This window comes from Salegentibacter sp. BDJ18, from assembly GCF_017579965.1.
GTDB lineage: Bacteria > Bacteroidota > Bacteroidia > Flavobacteriales > Flavobacteriaceae > Salegentibacter.
Window position 1 is genome coordinate 78,218 of the sequence record NZ_JAFLQX010000021.1, and the last position, 15,623, is coordinate 93,840.

The 15,623-nt window shown below is 35.0% G+C and carries 15 protein-coding genes; 8 read left to right on the top strand and 7 right to left on the bottom strand.

Annotated features, from left to right (window positions below):
* Positions 1-62: 62 nt before the first annotated feature.
* The gene (locus J0871_RS11945; protein ID WP_243870484.1) at positions 63-4,433 is read right to left on the bottom strand and encodes a translocation/assembly module TamB domain-containing protein; all 4,371 of its coding nucleotides are present in this window, start codon (positions 4,431-4,433) and stop codon (positions 63-65) included.
* A gap of 126 nt (positions 4,434-4,559) precedes the next feature.
* Here J0871_RS11945 and tsaD point away from each other — a divergent pair, with 126 nt between their 5' ends.
* The 6 genes from tsaD (at position 4,560) to J0871_RS11975 (ending at position 9,846) form a co-directional block, all read left to right on the top strand.
* The gene (gene tsaD / locus J0871_RS11950; RefSeq protein WP_208225529.1) at positions 4,560-5,582 is read left to right on the top strand and encodes a tRNA (adenosine(37)-N6)-threonylcarbamoyltransferase complex transferase subunit TsaD; all 1,023 of its coding nucleotides are present in this window, start codon (positions 4,560-4,562) and stop codon (positions 5,580-5,582) included.
* Between the two features lie 3 nt (positions 5,583-5,585).
* Positions 5,586-6,296, top strand: coding sequence for a 16S rRNA (uracil(1498)-N(3))-methyltransferase (locus J0871_RS11955; protein WP_208225531.1), 711 nt, complete (start codon positions 5,586-5,588; stop codon positions 6,294-6,296).
* A gap of 92 nt (positions 6,297-6,388) precedes the next feature.
* Positions 6,389-7,039, top strand: a complete 651-nt coding sequence (locus tag J0871_RS11960) for a DUF4159 domain-containing protein (protein ID WP_243870485.1) — start codon at positions 6,389-6,391, stop codon at positions 7,037-7,039.
* Complete coding sequence (locus J0871_RS11965; RefSeq protein ID WP_208225536.1) at positions 7,039-7,557, top strand: TrmH family RNA methyltransferase; 519 nt, start codon at positions 7,039-7,041, stop codon at positions 7,555-7,557. The genes J0871_RS11960 and J0871_RS11965 overlap by 1 nt, the downstream gene beginning before the upstream one ends.
* Before the next feature lie 12 nt (positions 7,558-7,569).
* Positions 7,570-8,658, top strand: coding sequence for an AI-2E family transporter (locus J0871_RS11970; RefSeq protein ID WP_075326891.1), 1,089 nt, complete (start codon positions 7,570-7,572; stop codon positions 8,656-8,658).
* Positions 8,659-8,667: 9 nt separating this feature from the next.
* Positions 8,668-9,846 (top strand): class I SAM-dependent methyltransferase, encoded by a 1,179-nt coding sequence (locus tag J0871_RS11975; protein WP_208225538.1) that lies wholly within the window; start codon positions 8,668-8,670, stop codon positions 9,844-9,846.
* On the opposite strand, the gene J0871_RS11980 is transcribed toward J0871_RS11975, so the two are convergent.
* The 4 genes from J0871_RS11980 to J0871_RS11995 form a co-directional block, all read right to left on the bottom strand.
* Positions 9,843-10,238, bottom strand: coding sequence for a hotdog domain-containing protein (locus tag J0871_RS11980; RefSeq protein ID WP_208225540.1), 396 nt, complete (start codon positions 10,236-10,238; stop codon positions 9,843-9,845). The genes J0871_RS11975 and J0871_RS11980 overlap by 4 nt on opposite strands.
* A 124-nt stretch (positions 10,239-10,362) precedes the next feature.
* The gene (locus J0871_RS11985) at positions 10,363-10,776 is read right to left on the bottom strand and encodes an NUDIX hydrolase (protein WP_208225542.1); all 414 of its coding nucleotides are present in this window, start codon (positions 10,774-10,776) and stop codon (positions 10,363-10,365) included.
* Between the two features lie 7 nt (positions 10,777-10,783).
* On the bottom strand, positions 10,784-11,659 hold the full coding sequence (locus J0871_RS11990) for a DUF72 domain-containing protein (RefSeq protein ID WP_208225544.1): 876 nt from the start codon (positions 11,657-11,659) through the stop codon (positions 10,784-10,786).
* Positions 11,660-11,665: 6 nt separating this feature from the next.
* Complete coding sequence (locus J0871_RS11995) at positions 11,666-13,024, bottom strand: NAD-dependent succinate-semialdehyde dehydrogenase (RefSeq protein WP_208225546.1); 1,359 nt, start codon at positions 13,022-13,024, stop codon at positions 11,666-11,668.
* 189 nt (positions 13,025-13,213) lie between these two features.
* Here J0871_RS11995 and J0871_RS12000 point away from each other — a divergent pair, with 189 nt between their 5' ends.
* Entirely contained in the window at positions 13,214-13,621 is a 408-nt protein-coding gene (locus tag J0871_RS12000) for a glyoxalase (RefSeq protein WP_208225547.1), read from the top strand.
* On the opposite strand, the gene J0871_RS12005 is transcribed toward J0871_RS12000, so the two are convergent.
* Both J0871_RS12005 and J0871_RS12010 read right to left on the bottom strand, forming a co-directional pair.
* Positions 13,598-14,329, bottom strand: coding sequence for a DUF3307 domain-containing protein (locus J0871_RS12005; RefSeq protein ID WP_208225549.1), 732 nt, complete (start codon positions 14,327-14,329; stop codon positions 13,598-13,600). The genes J0871_RS12000 and J0871_RS12005 overlap by 24 nt on opposite strands.
* Before the next feature lie 2 nt (positions 14,330-14,331).
* Complete coding sequence (locus J0871_RS12010) at positions 14,332-14,985, bottom strand: hypothetical protein (protein WP_208225550.1); 654 nt, start codon at positions 14,983-14,985, stop codon at positions 14,332-14,334.
* A 188-nt stretch (positions 14,986-15,173) separates the two neighbouring features.
* Between J0871_RS12010 and J0871_RS12015 the strand changes: the two genes are divergently transcribed.
* Positions 15,174-15,623, top strand: coding sequence for a transcription elongation factor (locus J0871_RS12015; RefSeq protein ID WP_208225552.1), 450 nt, complete (start codon positions 15,174-15,176; stop codon positions 15,621-15,623).

Below are 15,623 nucleotides of genomic sequence, written 5' to 3' on the forward strand. Positions count from 1 at the left end.
TAAGTTTTACCCAATATTAGAGATTTAAATACTCTAAATTGATTTGCTTAATATTCCTAATTTTAATTTTCATCTGGAAAACGAATATAATCAGGAGACTGGGGACGCGTTGCAGGCTCTTCTTTCTCGGTTTCGCTATTTAAAGATTGAATTTCGGTATTTGCAATTTTTCTAATCAATTCTTTGAAGGTGTCAAAATCTACCGAATAAGACAAACCAATTCCCTGTGTAAAGCCTATTTCTTCCCCTATAAACTGAATATTATTTTCCCGATTAAAAACCTTTGCTCTTAGGCTTCCGTCTTCGTTTAAAAGAAAATCTATCTCCAGGTCGCCTACAATAATAGATTCGGTAACGCCTCCAATGGGGACACCTACCTGGCCATTAATAATTACGCGGTCGTTAATTTGGGTAGAAAGTGTTAATCCAAAACGGTCTACAGTTTGTTGGTCTGGCGTACGATCTCCCTGCACATAATTAACGCCAACCTGGAATTTACCATCATCTCCCGCAAAAATATCGTTAACTATACTCGAAGCTCTTTCGGCCAAAGTTCCTGTAATTGCATTTTGCCTTAAGCCGAATTCACTATAGAAAGCTCCCTGGGTTACCAGGAATAACGCCTGAAGCTCTTTACTGGAGCGGTCGTCCATTCTATATTCTAACTCAGATCTTACCACAGAGCTGGCGTTTGGAAAAGCAATATCAAAAGTAATATCGGGTTGTTCTATTTCTCCCTGCAAATTGATAACTACTTCCACCGGAATTTTTCTATTAATTGAAGGATTTTCAAGTAAAACTGCTGGGTTTGCGTTTAAGGAATAAATAGCACTTACATCAAGTTGAGCATCGGTAGGATCTCCATTCCAATTGATACTTCCGCCAGATTCTACATTAAAAACTTTTTGAACCAGCCCCGCATACTTAAAATTATAAACTCCTTCATATACTACGAAATCACCCCACATATTAAATTTACCGTTGGTATTTATCTCCAAAAGTAAGTTTCCAGAACCACGGCCTTTTAATGTACTTCCACTGGTTTGATCTACTACTACTTCTACTTCAGCATCATTGGTAACATCTAGATCAAATATAAGTTCCAGGCCAGTGACTTCGGGCAGCTCAATAGATTCACCGGCTTCACGGGCAGCTTTTTCTTCCGGACTTAAAAAATGAATGTACGAGTTATCTCCTACCGATTCTGTATCACTTAACGGAATTTTAAAAACCGTTCCGCGCTCGGTTGTGGCGGTAACATCTATAACTAATTGATCTGTTGGGCCGGCTATACTTGCGTCTCCACTTATAAAAGCTGTTCCGTAATACAATGCGTCTTCATCACCTTCGGTATCTAAAACCAAAAGCCTGTCTGTATCTATATTTAGATCTAAATCCCATTCCTTGAAGTTTTTATGCCCAATACTTCCATTAAGCGTTCCCGTGGTTTTGTATTTAGTATCTTCAATTTCAACATCGTCAAATACAAACTCTTGCTGGGTTAAATTAACTATTGCTTCATCTTTAAAATCCAGATCTATATTAAGATATGGAACCCGTAAACCTGCATTTTCAAGACTTATTTCTCCTGAAAAATCGGGGTTTTTGTAATTTCCTGAAACCTGGGCATTTCCTGAGGCACCACCCCTAATATTACTAAGTACTTCACCTCCCAAAGGACTAAAAGCGGCGAGATTCAGCTCGTCTAAATCTACATCCATTTCTATGGTAGGCTCACTCCCACTCACATTTATACTTCCTATGGCATTTAAAGATTCATTGCCATTTTTACGCAAATTGGCGTTTATATTATAATTGGTGAGATTTTCATTTCCTTCTACATCCAGCACCAAATTACCCAGTAAATTGTCGTTAATATTTAAAGAATCTACCTTAAGATTTGTATTGGGATAATAAGCCCCGTTTTCCTGAAGTAAATCAAATTTTCCATTTAGCGTTCCCGCAAGGTCCAGGCTATCTATGTGGGGAGTGATTTTGCCAATATCTACATTATCAAATTCCATTTTAAAATCTTTATATGTAGAATCTCTCATAACGCCGCTAAGCCTTATTTCTTCGTTTTTATGATTCATCACCAAAGAATCTATCGCAAAATCTTTAAAATCGAGGTCAAAAACTATTTTATTGCTTTTATTGCTTTCCTCATTTATATACCACGTATTATTTTTAAAAGTAAGATCTGACCGCTGTATACCAACAACCGATTTATTTTCTTCGTTGATAGTATGAAAAAGGTTAAGGTTAAAAAAATCTTCATTGTTTTTGCCACCCTGAAATTCAGATCTTATAAAAAGCGTATCGCGCTGGGTTACGTTAATAAAGCTGAATTCTGAAAAATTATAAAAATTTGTAGAAACACTATCGGCTTCAAAATAGGTATTATAAATAGGATTGGTATTATCTACGTTTAGATTTACGGTTTCCATCATATTCCCGAATATATCTATTCTGGGAGAACGGAAATTCACCTTAAATTCAGATTCATCTGAAGCTAAGTGACCGCGAATAAATGTATTTGGCGCAAGATTAATTTCGGGGTAAAAAACTTCTATAATCTTATTATAAATATCAAAATCAAATTCAAGGTATTGATTATTGGTAATGGTTCTGGGTTGGTAATTGGTATAAATACTTCCCAGGGAATTCTCAATTAAAGGTCTTATTTCTGAAAGATTGAAATCTCCAATAATTTCACCGCTTATCACATCGGGAGAGTTTATACTTAAAGTTCTTTCCCTGCCTTCAAAACTGGAAGTTATGCTGAAATCATCAAAAAAGTAAAGATCATTTTGATTTTGGTAGGAAGTGTTAAGCAGCAAAATTTCACCAAAGGCATCGTCTATACTGGTGCCTTTCATATTCATAATCACGTCTCCTTTAAAAATAGAAAGGGTATCGCGAGATACAAAATTTAAGGCATTAAGATCGGCATAACCAACAGAAGCTTCAAAATCGTAGTTATTTATATCTTCAGAAAGGTCGGCCAAACCATTAAATTCCATTTTTAAATTAGGATCGCTGGCCATTAATAAACCATTAAAAACCGGGTTTCTAAGATTTCCAATAACCCGTATGCTTTGGTAGGTATACCCGTTAAATTGTAATTTAGAAATTTGTCCTTTTAATTCGGCATCAAGCGATTCAGCATCAAATCCGCTACCATCTATATCCAGGTTAAAGCTGGTTTTTCCCAGGCTTGTATTATTAGCGAGTTTACCAGTATTTACATCTTCAAAAATTAGTTTACCCTGGTAGGTTACTTCTCTTGGGTTGTCAAATCCACGTAAAATTAGATCTGCTTCAGCCGAGCCTAATTGTGTATTTATAATTACATCTGCATCTAAATTTGAACCGGTAACAATAGCATCACCACGCATTCTTAAATTACCAAAATCCCGAAGATTTTCGGGAAGTTTTCCCTGAAGGTCACCCGGCAATAAATTTACCAGGTCATAATAATTAGTAGTAAAATCGCTAAAATCTCCTGTTAATTTAAAATTTTCACCTCCGCGGGAAAATGCTCCTTCAACATTAACTTCTCCCTCAATCCTGCTACGATCCATCCCGGTTAATTGCAAATTGGGAAGAACAAAATCGTTTAACGTTCCATCAATATCGCTAGTTAATTGCATTATTTGGTCATCTCCAAAACTTGAATAAAAAGCCTGAAGATCGGTACTGGAAATAATACTTTCAGTAAAAGTTCCTGTTACTTCAACTTTATTTACAAAATCTGAGAAATACTCGGTTTCATAATTAAATTCCAGGTTTGCTTTTACAAAAGACTGCGGAGTTTGAATCCTGAGATTATCAAAAACCATTCTTTGCGGACTATAGAAAAAATTCGTGCTTAGGTTATCTACTCTTAAACCACGCTTTTCGTAACCCTTAAGTCCTTCAATATCAACATTAATTTCGGGCCCTTTAATTTTTAAATCTTTAGCATAAATATTTAAATCGTCCAGGACTACGAATTCAGGGTTTTCACTATCTTCATTTATAAAACTGTAAGAACCGTTATTAATCTCTACCCTATCTACCAGGAGTTCAAATTGTGTAGAATCGCCAGAGGGTTTAGTGCTTAATTGCTGAATAAAATAGGCAAGATTATCCCGGTCTTCGCCTTTATATTTTTTCATATTTAGTTCTAAACCTTCTAAATAGGTCTTTCCTAAATGTGGGTTATTACTAAAGATATTTGAAATTCCTAAAAGTGAAGTACGTAATTCTTTAGAAAAAATTAAGGTATCTTTATGATGATCTTCAATGTAAACTCCGTTAATTTTCACCCGGCCAAAATACGTGAGACTAACACGGTCTACAGAAATATTTACCTGGTTATTTTCGTTAATTGAAGTAGTAATGCGGTTTGCAATACCGGTTTGAACGGCAGGAATGGAGAATACGATCAAAATTATGACAAAAAGTAAAACCAGCGCAACCACTGTTCTAGTTAATATTTTCCAGAATTTTTTGATACGCTTTTATATTTTAACTTTGTACACAATATTAACAATTTCTATGCCCCTTATTTCTTAATGGCTTCACAAAATATTTACATATTAGGGATCGAATCTTCCTGCGACGATACTGCTGCAGCTGTACTGCATAACGGTAAAATACTATCTAACATTGTAGCAACGCAGGAAGTTCATAAACAATACGGCGGGGTGGTACCAGAACTCGCTTCCAGGGCTCACCAACAAAACATAGTTCCTGTAATTCACCAGGCATTGGCCAGCGCAAATATCGGTAAAAAAGATGTATCTGCAATTGCTTTTACCCGTGGTCCCGGCCTTATGGGTTCTTTGCTTGTGGGCACTTCTTTTGCAAAATCTTTATCGCTTGGGTTAGGAATTCCGCTTATTGAAGTGAATCACATGCAAGCGCATATTTTAGCGCATTTTATTGAGGAAGATGGTTTTAAAAAGCCAGAGTTTCCGTTTCTGGCTTTAACCATAAGCGGTGGTCACACCCAAATCGTGAAAGTTTCTAATTATTTTGACATGGAAGTAATTGGGGAAACTACCGATGATGCCGTGGGAGAAGCCTTTGACAAAAGCGCTAAAATTCTAGGTCTACCCTATCCCGGCGGGCCTTTAATAGATAAATATTCTAAAGAAGGAAATCCTAAAGCTTTTCCGTTTCCCAATCCTAAAGTACCTGATTTGAATTTTAGCTTTAGCGGATTTAAAACTTCAGTGCTTTATTTTGTTCAGAAACAAACCAAAGAAAATCCTGATTTTGTTGCTGAAAATTTGAAAGATATCTGCGCTTCCATTCAGTTTTCAATAGTTAGAATTTTAATGGATAAACTTAAAAAGGCCGTAAAACAAACCGGAATTAATCAAATTGCCATAGCCGGTGGGGTTTCAGCAAACAGCGGGATTAGAAATGCCTTAATGGATGCCGAAAAAAAATACGGCTGGAACTGTTTTATTCCAAAATTTGAATATACTACAGATAATGCAGCGATGATTGCTATCGCGGGCCATTACAAATATTTAGAAGAAGATTTTTCAGACTATTCTATTACTGCCCAGGCACGCTATAAATTTTAATCAATGCAACTTTTCTATACCCCAAATATTGAAAAAACCGATAAACAAATTGTTTTCCCAAAAGATGAAAGTCGGCATATTGCGAAGGTTTTGCGAAAAAATGCTGGGGATACTTTAAAAGTAACCAACGGAAAAGGTTCCTTATTTACAGCAGAAATAATTGAAGCTAATCCTAAGCAGTGTTTAGCTAAGGTTATTAAGGTTGAAGAAGAAGCTTCTAAACCTTATCGTTTGCATCTAGTAGTAGCGCCTACCAAAATGAATGACAGGTACGAGTGGTTCCTGGAAAAAGCTACCGAAATTGGGATTGATGAGTTCACCCCTATAATTTGTGATCACAGCGAAAGAAAAACCATAAAATTGAATCGTTACGAAAGGGTTTTGCAAAGTGCGATGAAGCAATCTTTACATTATAGATTACCTATGCTTAATGAAGCGATTAGTTTTTCAGAATTTATAACAACTGAAACCGAAGGGCAAAAATTTATTGCTCATTGTGAAGACGGAATGGAACGTTTTTCATTAAAAAATCAAGCTAAATCACAAGAAAATATAACTATTTTAATTGGTCCCGAAGGTGATTTTTCTCCTGAAGAAATAAAATTAGCACTTAAAAATAACTGGAAACCTGTGAGTTTAGGTGAAAGCCGCTTAAGAACAGAAACTGCAGCCATAGTTGCCTGCCATACCGTAGCACTTATAAACCAGGATTAAGCCTATAGAATTAACCTAAATTTTTTCAAAATATTTTGAAATTTATTACAGGTTAGTAAACTCCCTTTTTTATTGATATTTTTACCCAAATGTTGAGTTTAAAAAAATATTTTTTCTTAGTTCTTTTTCTTGGTTGCTGCCAGTTCTTAGCAGCTCAGGAAATAGCGCTATTAAAATATAATGGTGGCGGCGATTGGTATGCAAATCCCACTTCTTTGCCCAATCTTATAAATTTTGCCAACAATAATATTGGCACAAATTTAAACACCAAACCGGTTACGGTTACCCCAGAGAATTCAGATATATTTCAATATCCATTTGTACATATGACGGGTCATGGAAATGTAGTTTTCAATGATAAAGAAGCCGAAAATCTTAGAAACTATTTATTAAGCGGTGGGTTTCTTCATATAGATGATAATTACGGAATGCAGCAATATTTAGAAAAAGAGCTAAAGAAAATTTTTCCCGAAAAAACACTTGAAGAATTGCCGGCCAATCATCCTATTTTTAATTCAGCATTTAATTTTCCGCGTGGCTTGCCTAAAATTCACGAACATGATAATAAACCGCCACAGGCTTTAGGCATTTTTGATAAAAATAGACTGGTACTTTTATTTACTGTAGAAAGTGATTTAGGTGATGGCTGGGAAAGCCCCGAAGTTCACAACGATCCCGAAGAAGTAAGGTTAAAAGCACTGCAAATGGGAGCAAATATTTTAAAATACGTATTTGAGAATTAATGGAACAACTCACCCATTTTGACGAAAAATTCAATAAAGAAAAATCGCCGGTTATTCTTCTATTAGACAATATTACCGGGGAAGCAAATATTGGTAGCATCTTTAGAATCGCCGATGCTTTTAATGTAGAAAAGATTGTATTCTCGGTTACTGAGCCTAATCTTGATAGCAGAAGACTGCAAAAAACGTCAAGAAACACTCATAAAACCGTAGTTCATGAATTTACGCAGGATGCACCGGGTTTTATAAGAGATTTAAACAATAGTAGCGTTTATGCGCTTGAAATTACTTCAGGCAGTATTCCGGTAGAAAATTTTCAATATCCTGAAGAAAAAAAGAACGTTATTCTAATCCTGGGAAATGAAGTTTCAGGAATTAATAAAGAATTATTAAAGATTTCAGATAAACATTTGCATATCAATATGTTTGGGCAAAATAGTAGTATGAATGTTGCCCAGGCCGCAGGAATTGCATTATATGAAATATCAAAAACAATATTCGCTTTCACTAAGAAATAATATATTTACCTCGTGAATTCAAAATCGATTACTTTAGGGATATTAAGAGCGGCAGGAATAATGATTGGCATTGTTCTCTTGCTGTATTTTTTATGGGAAATCCAATCGGTATTGGTTTATATCGCTATTGCGGCTGTAATTTCGCTTATTGGCCGGCCTGTAGTCATCTTTTTTAGACAAAGATTAAAGATTCCAAACCAACTTTCGGTAATTCTTGTACTTATTCTTGTTCTTTCCATATTTGCGGGAATTATTTTCGTCTTTGTCCCCATCGTGGTAGAGCAAAGTCAGTATTTAAGCCGAATAGATATGGAAGCTTTTAGAAGCGATTTAAATGAACTTAACGACCAAATAAATAACTATCTGGGAGTTCAGGAGATTAACTTAATTGAAGGCTTAAAACAAAGCGAATTTATTAGAAACTTTGATATAAGTGCGGTTCCCAGGCTTTTAAACAATGTTTTTAGTATTTTGGGAGCTACTATTATTGCTATTTTTTCTATACTATTTATTTCCTTTTTTCTACTTAAAGACAGTAAGTTAATGCTGAATAGTATCCTGGTTTTTGCAAACCGTGGTGACGAAAAGAAATTTCAGCGTGTTTTTAATAAAATTAAAATTTTATTATCGCGCTATTTTGTTGGGCTTACCTTACAAATAACCGTACTATTTGTTCTTTACGCGGTTTTATTAAGTGTTTTTGAAATAAACAATCCTATAGCCATTGCTTTTATTTGTGCATTTTTAAACCTGGTACCTTATTTAGGACCTCTTTTTGCCGGAATTTTAATGGCATTGTTTGTAATTTCCAGTAATCTTGGAGCCGACTTTCAACTAATTATACTCCCAAAATTAGGGTATATAATGTTGGGCTATGCTATTTGTCAGCTTATAGATAATATGATCTCCCAACCTATGATTTTTGGTGCCAGCGTAAGATCACATCCATTAGAAATTTTTCTAATAATCTTAATTGCAGGTATCATTTTTGGAATTACCGGAATGGTTGTCGCAGTACCCTTCTATACGGCGCTTAAAGTAATTGCAAAAGAATCTTTAAGTGAGTATAAGATCGTAAAACGACTTACCCGAGACCTTTAAACCTTAATTTTGAATAAAGCGATTTTAAATGAAGAGGTTCAGGAATTTCTTAGAAATAACCTGAAAACCACTGCTGCTGAGTTAGCGCTACGCGGAAGCTCCTTTAGTGGAATTTCTTCTTCAGAATTAGCACAACAATTAACAGGATTACAAAAGGCTGAAAAAAAGTTGCCAACCTGGTTTAAGAACTTCCAGATATATTATCCACCAAAACTAAATTTAGAGCAAACTTCTTCTGAAACTACCGCAAAATACAAAGCTTCTCTTGTAAAAGGCAAAACTTTAATAGATATAACCGGCGGACTGGGAATAGATGACTTTTATTTCGCTCAGAATTTTAAAGAAGTAATTCATTGCGAATTAAATGCTGAATTATCTGAAATCGCAGCACATAATTTAAAACAATTAGGGCGGGAAAATATTTCCTTTAAAAATGAAGATAGTATTGAATATTTAAAAAATACAGATCAAAATTTCGATTGTATTTATGTAGATCCTGCGCGGCGTGATAATGCAGGAGGAAAAGTCTTCAGACTGGGCGATTGTTTACCAAATGTTCCTGCAAATCTTAACTTGCTTTTCAAGAAAACCGATATAATTCTTATAAAAACCTCTCCACTACTCGATTTACAAGCCGGAATTTCAGAATTACAGTTTGTTACTGAAATACATATAATAGCAGTAAATAATGAAGTTAAAGAATTACTCTGGTTACTTAAGAAAGGTGATAATCAGGAAACAAAAATCAAAACACTAAACTTTACAAAAAAAGGTGTAGAAAAATTTGAAGGCATTTTAGACAAGCTCACCGGCGAAGTAGCATATTCTTTGCCTAAAAATTTTCTATATGAGCCAAATTCCGCCATCATGAAAAGCGGACTTTTCAGGGAAATTGCTTTAGAAACGCAAACGTCTAAACTTCATACCAATTCTCATTTGTATACTTCAGAAAAGGAAATTAATTTCCCGGGAAGAAAATTCAAAATACTTGAAATTGAAGAATATAAACCCGGTTTATTAAAGAAGAAGTTTAAAAATCTGAAAGCTAATATTACCACCAGAAATTTTCCTGAAAGCGTTGTTATTTTGAGAAAAAAATTAAAAATAAAAGACGGGGGAAAAATCTATTTATTCTTTACCACCAATATCAATAATCAAAAAATAGTGCTGGTTTGCGAAAAGTTTTAGGCGCGATTCTGTAACCTGTCTTTTACAAATTCAACCTTGGTTTTCCCGTGCGGGGTTGGTTTGCCCTCTTCATCTAAAGTCACCATAATTACTTTATCTATAGTAATAATAGTATGACGTGTCATTTTATTTCTAACTTCACATTTTAGGGTTAAGGAAGTAGTCCCAAATTTTAAAACTTCTATCCCTATCTCCACAATATCACCCTGTTTAGCAGAATATTGAAAATTAATCTCACTCATATATTTAGTGACACATTTCGAGTTTTCTAACTGGATAATACTATATAAGGCACATTCTTCGTCTATCCAGGCCAATAATTTCCCTCCAAACAAAGTTCCGTTAGGATTTAGGTCTTCAGGCTTAATCCATTTTCTGGTATGAAATCTCATATTTTTCTTTTAAAATTAACCATAAAATATGGGCTGGTAAAAACTTTTAAAAGTATTACCGGCTCCATAATTTCAATCCGATTATTTTAGATATTAATAATTAAAAGTATAGAATTTAAAAAATCTATAAATAATTTTTAGCCGCTTCAATTATTTCAGCGTGGTCAAATGCTAATTCTGGTAAATCGTTAATACTCACCCAGGAAGCTTCTCCTGCATCGTCCCCGGCCTTAAGCTCTTCTTCACAGAATATTCGGCTTACAAAAGCTATAGAAATGGTTCTTCCCCTGGGATCACGGCCCGGAGCACCAAAAGCTCTCACCTGTTCCATTGTTTTTACCGCAACTCCTGTTTCTTCTTCGAGTTCCCTTTTGGCGGCTGTTTCTAAATCTTCGGCCTCATTAATATAGCCGCCAGGCAATGCCCACTGGCCTCCGTAAGGATCATTTTTTCTTTTTATAAGTAAAACCTTGAATTCATTATTTGCATTACAAAAAACTACACTATCTACGGTTACTGCTACTTCTTGCTGTTTCATTATTATTCTAATTTAAAGTTTTAGGTATTTTAATATCTGTTTTAAATCTTTTATTGAAGCGTTCTATAAAATATGCTGAAAGCAATGGCGAAGCCTCTTCTATATTCTGATGTATAAAAAAGTATACATTCTCCAAACCTTCTTTATGCCATTCTTCAAGCTTATCTAACCAATCGTCTAACCTTGTATAATCTGAACTATGATTAGCGCCGTTGTATCTAATAAAAGCGGTAGGATTACTCAATCGCATATGAATAAGATCGCGTCTTCCGGCTGTATCTGTAATTATATGTGCTACATCTCTTTTAATCAGAACATCGTATAGTTCATTAGCTGTGTTTTCATCAGCATACCAATCCGGGTGCCTTAATTCTAAAGAGAGCGGAATTTCCTTTGGCCAATGTGCAAGGAAATCATCTAACCTATCTATAAACTTTGGAGCAAAATCGTCTCGCATTTGAAGAAAAACCATTCCTAATTTCTCTTTTAATTGAAGCAGGTTTTTTACAAAATCATCAGTTAGCTCCTCGGTTCCATTAAGCCTTTTTATATGACTAATAATTCTTGGAACTTTTGGGAAAAACTTAAAATTATCATCGGCTTTTCCATACCACTTTTCAAACTGTTCTTCGGGATACATTCTATAGAAAGAACCGTTGAATTCTATACTATTAAATTGGGAAGAGTAATATTTCAACTCATCTTTTGTACCCTTCGGATAAAAGTTCTTCAGGTCTTTTTTGTTCCATTTTGCACAGCCAATACGCACATCTTTGAACCCATTTTTATTTCCATTCTTATTAAGCACTTTAATGGTGTCTGGATGAGTCTCAGGCAGCGTAAAATCTATATTTTCGGGATGGTCTACTTTTCCAAAATTCATTTTAAACTAATATTTGTTAAAGTAAACAGTTTTTCTATTGGTAAATTCTTTGATCCCGTGATGCGATAATTCTCTCCCATAGCCCGAAATCTTAGTACCGCCAAATGGTAGCCTGGGGTCACTCTTCACAAGCTCGTTCACGAAAACGGCTCCATCTTCAAATTTGGGAACCATTTTAAGGGCAAATTTTTCATCTTCTGTGAAAATAGAAACGCCAAGCCCAAAACTGGAAGAATTAACGAGATCTACCGCTTCCTGGTCATCTTTAAATTCGGTTACAGAAATCGCAGGGCCAAAAGTTTCTTCATCAAAAACCGGCATTCCTTCCTTAGCACCGGTAATAATTGTAGGTTCAAAATAAGTTCCATCGCGTTTTCCGCCCAGGATAATTTTCGCACCTTTTTTTACAGAATCTTTGATCTGGTCTTCCAAATCTTCCGCCAGGCTTTCTTTAGCCATCACGCCAATAAAGGTTTCTTTATCCATAGGGTCGCCACTTTTTAATTCGCGAACCTGCCTGGTGAATTCATCCAGGAATTCTTCCGCAATATCTTTATGTAATAGTAAACGTTTCCCGGCAATACAGCTTTGACCTGTATTTTGAAACCGAGCTTGTACGCAGGTTTTAACGCTTTCAGCAATATTAGCGTCTTTAAATATCACCAGGGCATTACTACCTCCAAGCTCTAAAACCGATTTCTTTATTTCTTCGCCGGCAATTGAAGCTACACTGCTTCCGGCACGGCCGCTACCGGTTAAGGTTACGGCTTTTACATTTGTGTGACGTATTATATTTTCAACTTTTTTACTCCCAATAACCAGGTTTTGAAAACAATCCTTTGGAAAACCTGCCCTTTCAAATACTTTTTGAATATTATTGGCGGAAAGCATCACGTTACTGGCGTGTTTTAGAATTCCAATATTCCCGGCCATAAGTGCCGGTGCCGCAAACCTAAATACCTGCCAGAATGGATAATTCCATGGCATCACCGCCAAAACAACTCCTAAAGGCTCATAAGCTACATAAGAGTTTTTGGCATCGGTTTTTATCTTTTCATTTTCTAACTGAGATTCTGCATTTTCAGCGTAATATTCACAAACCCAGGCACATTTCTCTATTTCTGCAACAGCCTGGGTAATAGGTTTCCCCATTTCTTTTGTAATAGCTTCTGCGTATTCCTGGGAATTGTCCTTAAGTTCTTTTGCAGCTTTCATCATTAAATTATTGCGTTCTGCAAATGAAGTTTCCTTCCAGGATTTAAACCTGGAATGAGCTTTTTGTATGCATTTTTCAACTTCGGTATCACTTAATTCATGATGGTTAGAAATTTCCTCTCCTGTATATGGATTCCTTGAAATTATCATTGGCTAATTAATGTTTTTAGAATTTGGTTGATCTAGGCTTTCATTTAAAGATAAAAAGAAGAATAGGCTTAGGCAGGCCGATTAAGACGATTTTAACGTGCAGAAATGTTTATAAGTAGTTTACAAGTCTTTAAAGGGGCTCGACTTTTGAGGTATAAAGTTTATTAAATTTAAGAAAACACAGTTCTTATGATACCACGTGACCTTCAATTAGTAGAAATTAGGCCAGAAATTCCTTCGGCCAGAGTTTCAGAAAACATGAGTTTAGACGAACAATTTCAGAACAGAACTTTACGGCCAATTGCCAAACTTCAGGATGAATTGTTACTGGAAGTCTTTAGAAATTACACCAAAAAACACAAGAACAAATTCTATGAACTTAAGCTTGAAAAACGCTTTATTTATATTGAAAACGCAATCCAAAAGGATATAAAATTCAGAAATAGTTTAAAGGGTATTATAATAGGACAATTCACTTTAGAGGAATATGCTACCTATATTGAGAATTCTTCGGCCTTAAATAAACGTATGATGAATATTGTAAAAGAGCGTTTACAAAGCAATATTCAGCTTTTAGAAGAGGAAGTAGCGTACTAGAAGTCCGATTAAAATAGTGATCGCAAAACTCATTAATGTACCTATAAGTACGTATTCGGTTTGCTTTCTGGCGCTGGCATCGGTTTTATCGCTGAAGCGTAGAATAGATTTTGCTGCGATCAGAAATCCTATGGCCGAAAAATTTTGAGTTAATATAAAGGTTAGCACTAAAATCCTTTCAAAAATACCTATATATCTTCCTGCAGCTTCCAGGCTGTGGCTTTCACCATTGGGTTCAAGTTCATTATGCCAGCGGCTGGTAGCCTTCCCTATTAGGAAACCGGTTGGGAAAACAACCAGTAAATATCCCATCAAAATTGCAAGAATCTGTTGTGAGGAAAATATTTCAGCGATAAAAGGAATCAATTCTGAAAAGCCATCAATAAGATAAAGCCAAACCAAAATTATGATTAAGATGTGCCATAATTGATCTAATAAAAACAGTTTTAAAGTATCTTTTTTATGCTGAAGTTTCCATAGATCGATAAAAAAATGACTTACACTAATTACAATGGGTATATACCATAAATGCCATTGCTGAAGGAAAAGATAAGTTAGAAAACCTGCTAAGAATGAATGAAAATATAAAAACCAGGAGCTCGCTTTGTTCTCTCTTTTTTGTTTTACCAGTTTGGTGGGTTGCAGCACAAAATCGGTTAAAATATGTGCCAGGAGAAGTTGAAGCAGGATTAATGTAGTTTCTTCCATAATTAAAAGCTCTGGGCGGTTACATTTTCAAAACGTTTCAGTAGGACCGAAATTGCTTCCCAGCCACAAGCCTTTTTTCGCTGATTTACCGCCGACTGACTTATATTCAATATTTTAGCAATCTCTTTTTCTTTCATTCCTTTTAAAAGAAAATAAACCACTTCTGCCGAAGCCTGGCTCCATTTTTCCATTACTGCGTCTAATAGAAATAAGCTTGCCTCAAATTCAGAATTTAAGCTCTCCAGGGGTGTCTTTAAACGAATTTTCCTGGAATCGTTTTTCATCTCGTCTAAAGTTCTTCCCGATAACTGAAAAGCCTGTCCGTTAGATTCGGCTATAGAATCTCCTTTATAATCGAAATTGCCAATTCCAATAGCAATTTTCACGTCGGCCAAAGTACTTGAAGTTTTTTGATCTTTGGATTTTACTTTATTAATAAGGCTCTTTATTCGCAAAGCTATTTTTAATGAATCCTGATAGTTTGAAATAATGCCCTGGAAACTATCGCCGCGATAAATTTCAAAATCAATTTCATTTTCGGCATAATCCTGCTGCAATTTTTCAAATTCTGAATTTAGATTCTTTAAAATTTCATCTAAAAACGATTCTGAATAATTGGAAGAATCCACTAAATCGGCTGTAATTACGGCTGTCATATTTCAAATATAATAAAAATATTAGTCTGTAAGCTTATATTAACTATTTATAAGGTTTTAGACTTATATTCAAGTATTATAAGTTTATGGGCTTATACACAATTTAACCGGTCTTATTAAACTTTTGCTAAATGTTCTTGTAGACTGTTTAGGTTATTTAATTTTAAAAAAATCAACAAAAAAATAATATGGTAAGTAATAAAAAAGAACTCTATTTAAACTGTTTAGATACTGTAAATAAGCAAATAGAACGATATCAAAAAGAAATGGACCTCATAAAAGAATCTATGGAGGCCAATGATGTAAAAACAGATTATGATGAAGATAATAAAGGGGAATTACTAAGCGATTTCGAAAAAAATGCGAGTCGTTTGAGTGATGCCCGGGAGATGAAAGAAAGTTTAAGCCGCATAGATCCAGATCATTATAGTGAGAAAATTAGTTTTGGTAGCGTTGTAGAAACCAGCGGGAACTATTATTTTATCTCAGTTCCTATTGGTGAAATTTCTATGGAAGATGGAAGCAGCGTGTATGCAATTTCTACTGAAGCACCAATTTACCAGGAAATGGAAGGAAAAGAAAAAGGAGATACCTTTAAATTTAATGATGAGGAAGTGAAAATTACCGCAGTAGGTTAA

What these genes read in the sequence shown, in the direction of transcription:
- J0871_RS11955 (WP_208225531.1), top strand. Translation starts at nt 5,586, where the DNA reads ATGCAACTTTTCTATACCCCAAATATTGAAAAAACCGATAAACAAATT.
- J0871_RS12015 (WP_208225552.1), top strand. Translation starts at nt 15,174, where the DNA reads ATGGTAAGTAATAAAAAAGAACTCTATTTAAACTGTTTAGATACTGTA.
- J0871_RS11985 (WP_208225542.1), bottom strand. Translation starts at nt 10,776, where the DNA reads ATGAAACAGCAAGAAGTAGCAGTAACCGTAGATAGTGTAGTTTTTTGT.
- J0871_RS12000 (WP_208225547.1), top strand. Translation starts at nt 13,214, where the DNA reads ATGATACCACGTGACCTTCAATTAGTAGAAATTAGGCCAGAAATTCCT.
- J0871_RS11995 (WP_208225546.1), bottom strand. Translation starts at nt 13,024, where the DNA reads ATGATAATTTCAAGGAATCCATATACAGGAGAGGAAATTTCTAACCAT.
- J0871_RS11980 (WP_208225540.1), bottom strand. Translation starts at nt 10,238, where the DNA reads ATGAGATTTCATACCAGAAAATGGATTAAGCCTGAAGACCTAAATCCT.
- J0871_RS11965 (WP_208225536.1), top strand. Translation starts at nt 7,039, where the DNA reads ATGGAACAACTCACCCATTTTGACGAAAAATTCAATAAAGAAAAATCG.
- J0871_RS12005 (WP_208225549.1), bottom strand. Translation starts at nt 14,329, where the DNA reads ATGGAAGAAACTACATTAATCCTGCTTCAACTTCTCCTGGCACATATT.
- tsaD (WP_208225529.1), top strand. Translation starts at nt 4,560, where the DNA reads ATGGCTTCACAAAATATTTACATATTAGGGATCGAATCTTCCTGCGAC.
- J0871_RS11990 (WP_208225544.1), bottom strand. Translation starts at nt 11,659, where the DNA reads ATGAATTTTGGAAAAGTAGACCATCCCGAAAATATAGATTTTACGCTG.
- J0871_RS12010 (WP_208225550.1), bottom strand. Translation starts at nt 14,985, where the DNA reads ATGACAGCCGTAATTACAGCCGATTTAGTGGATTCTTCCAATTATTCA.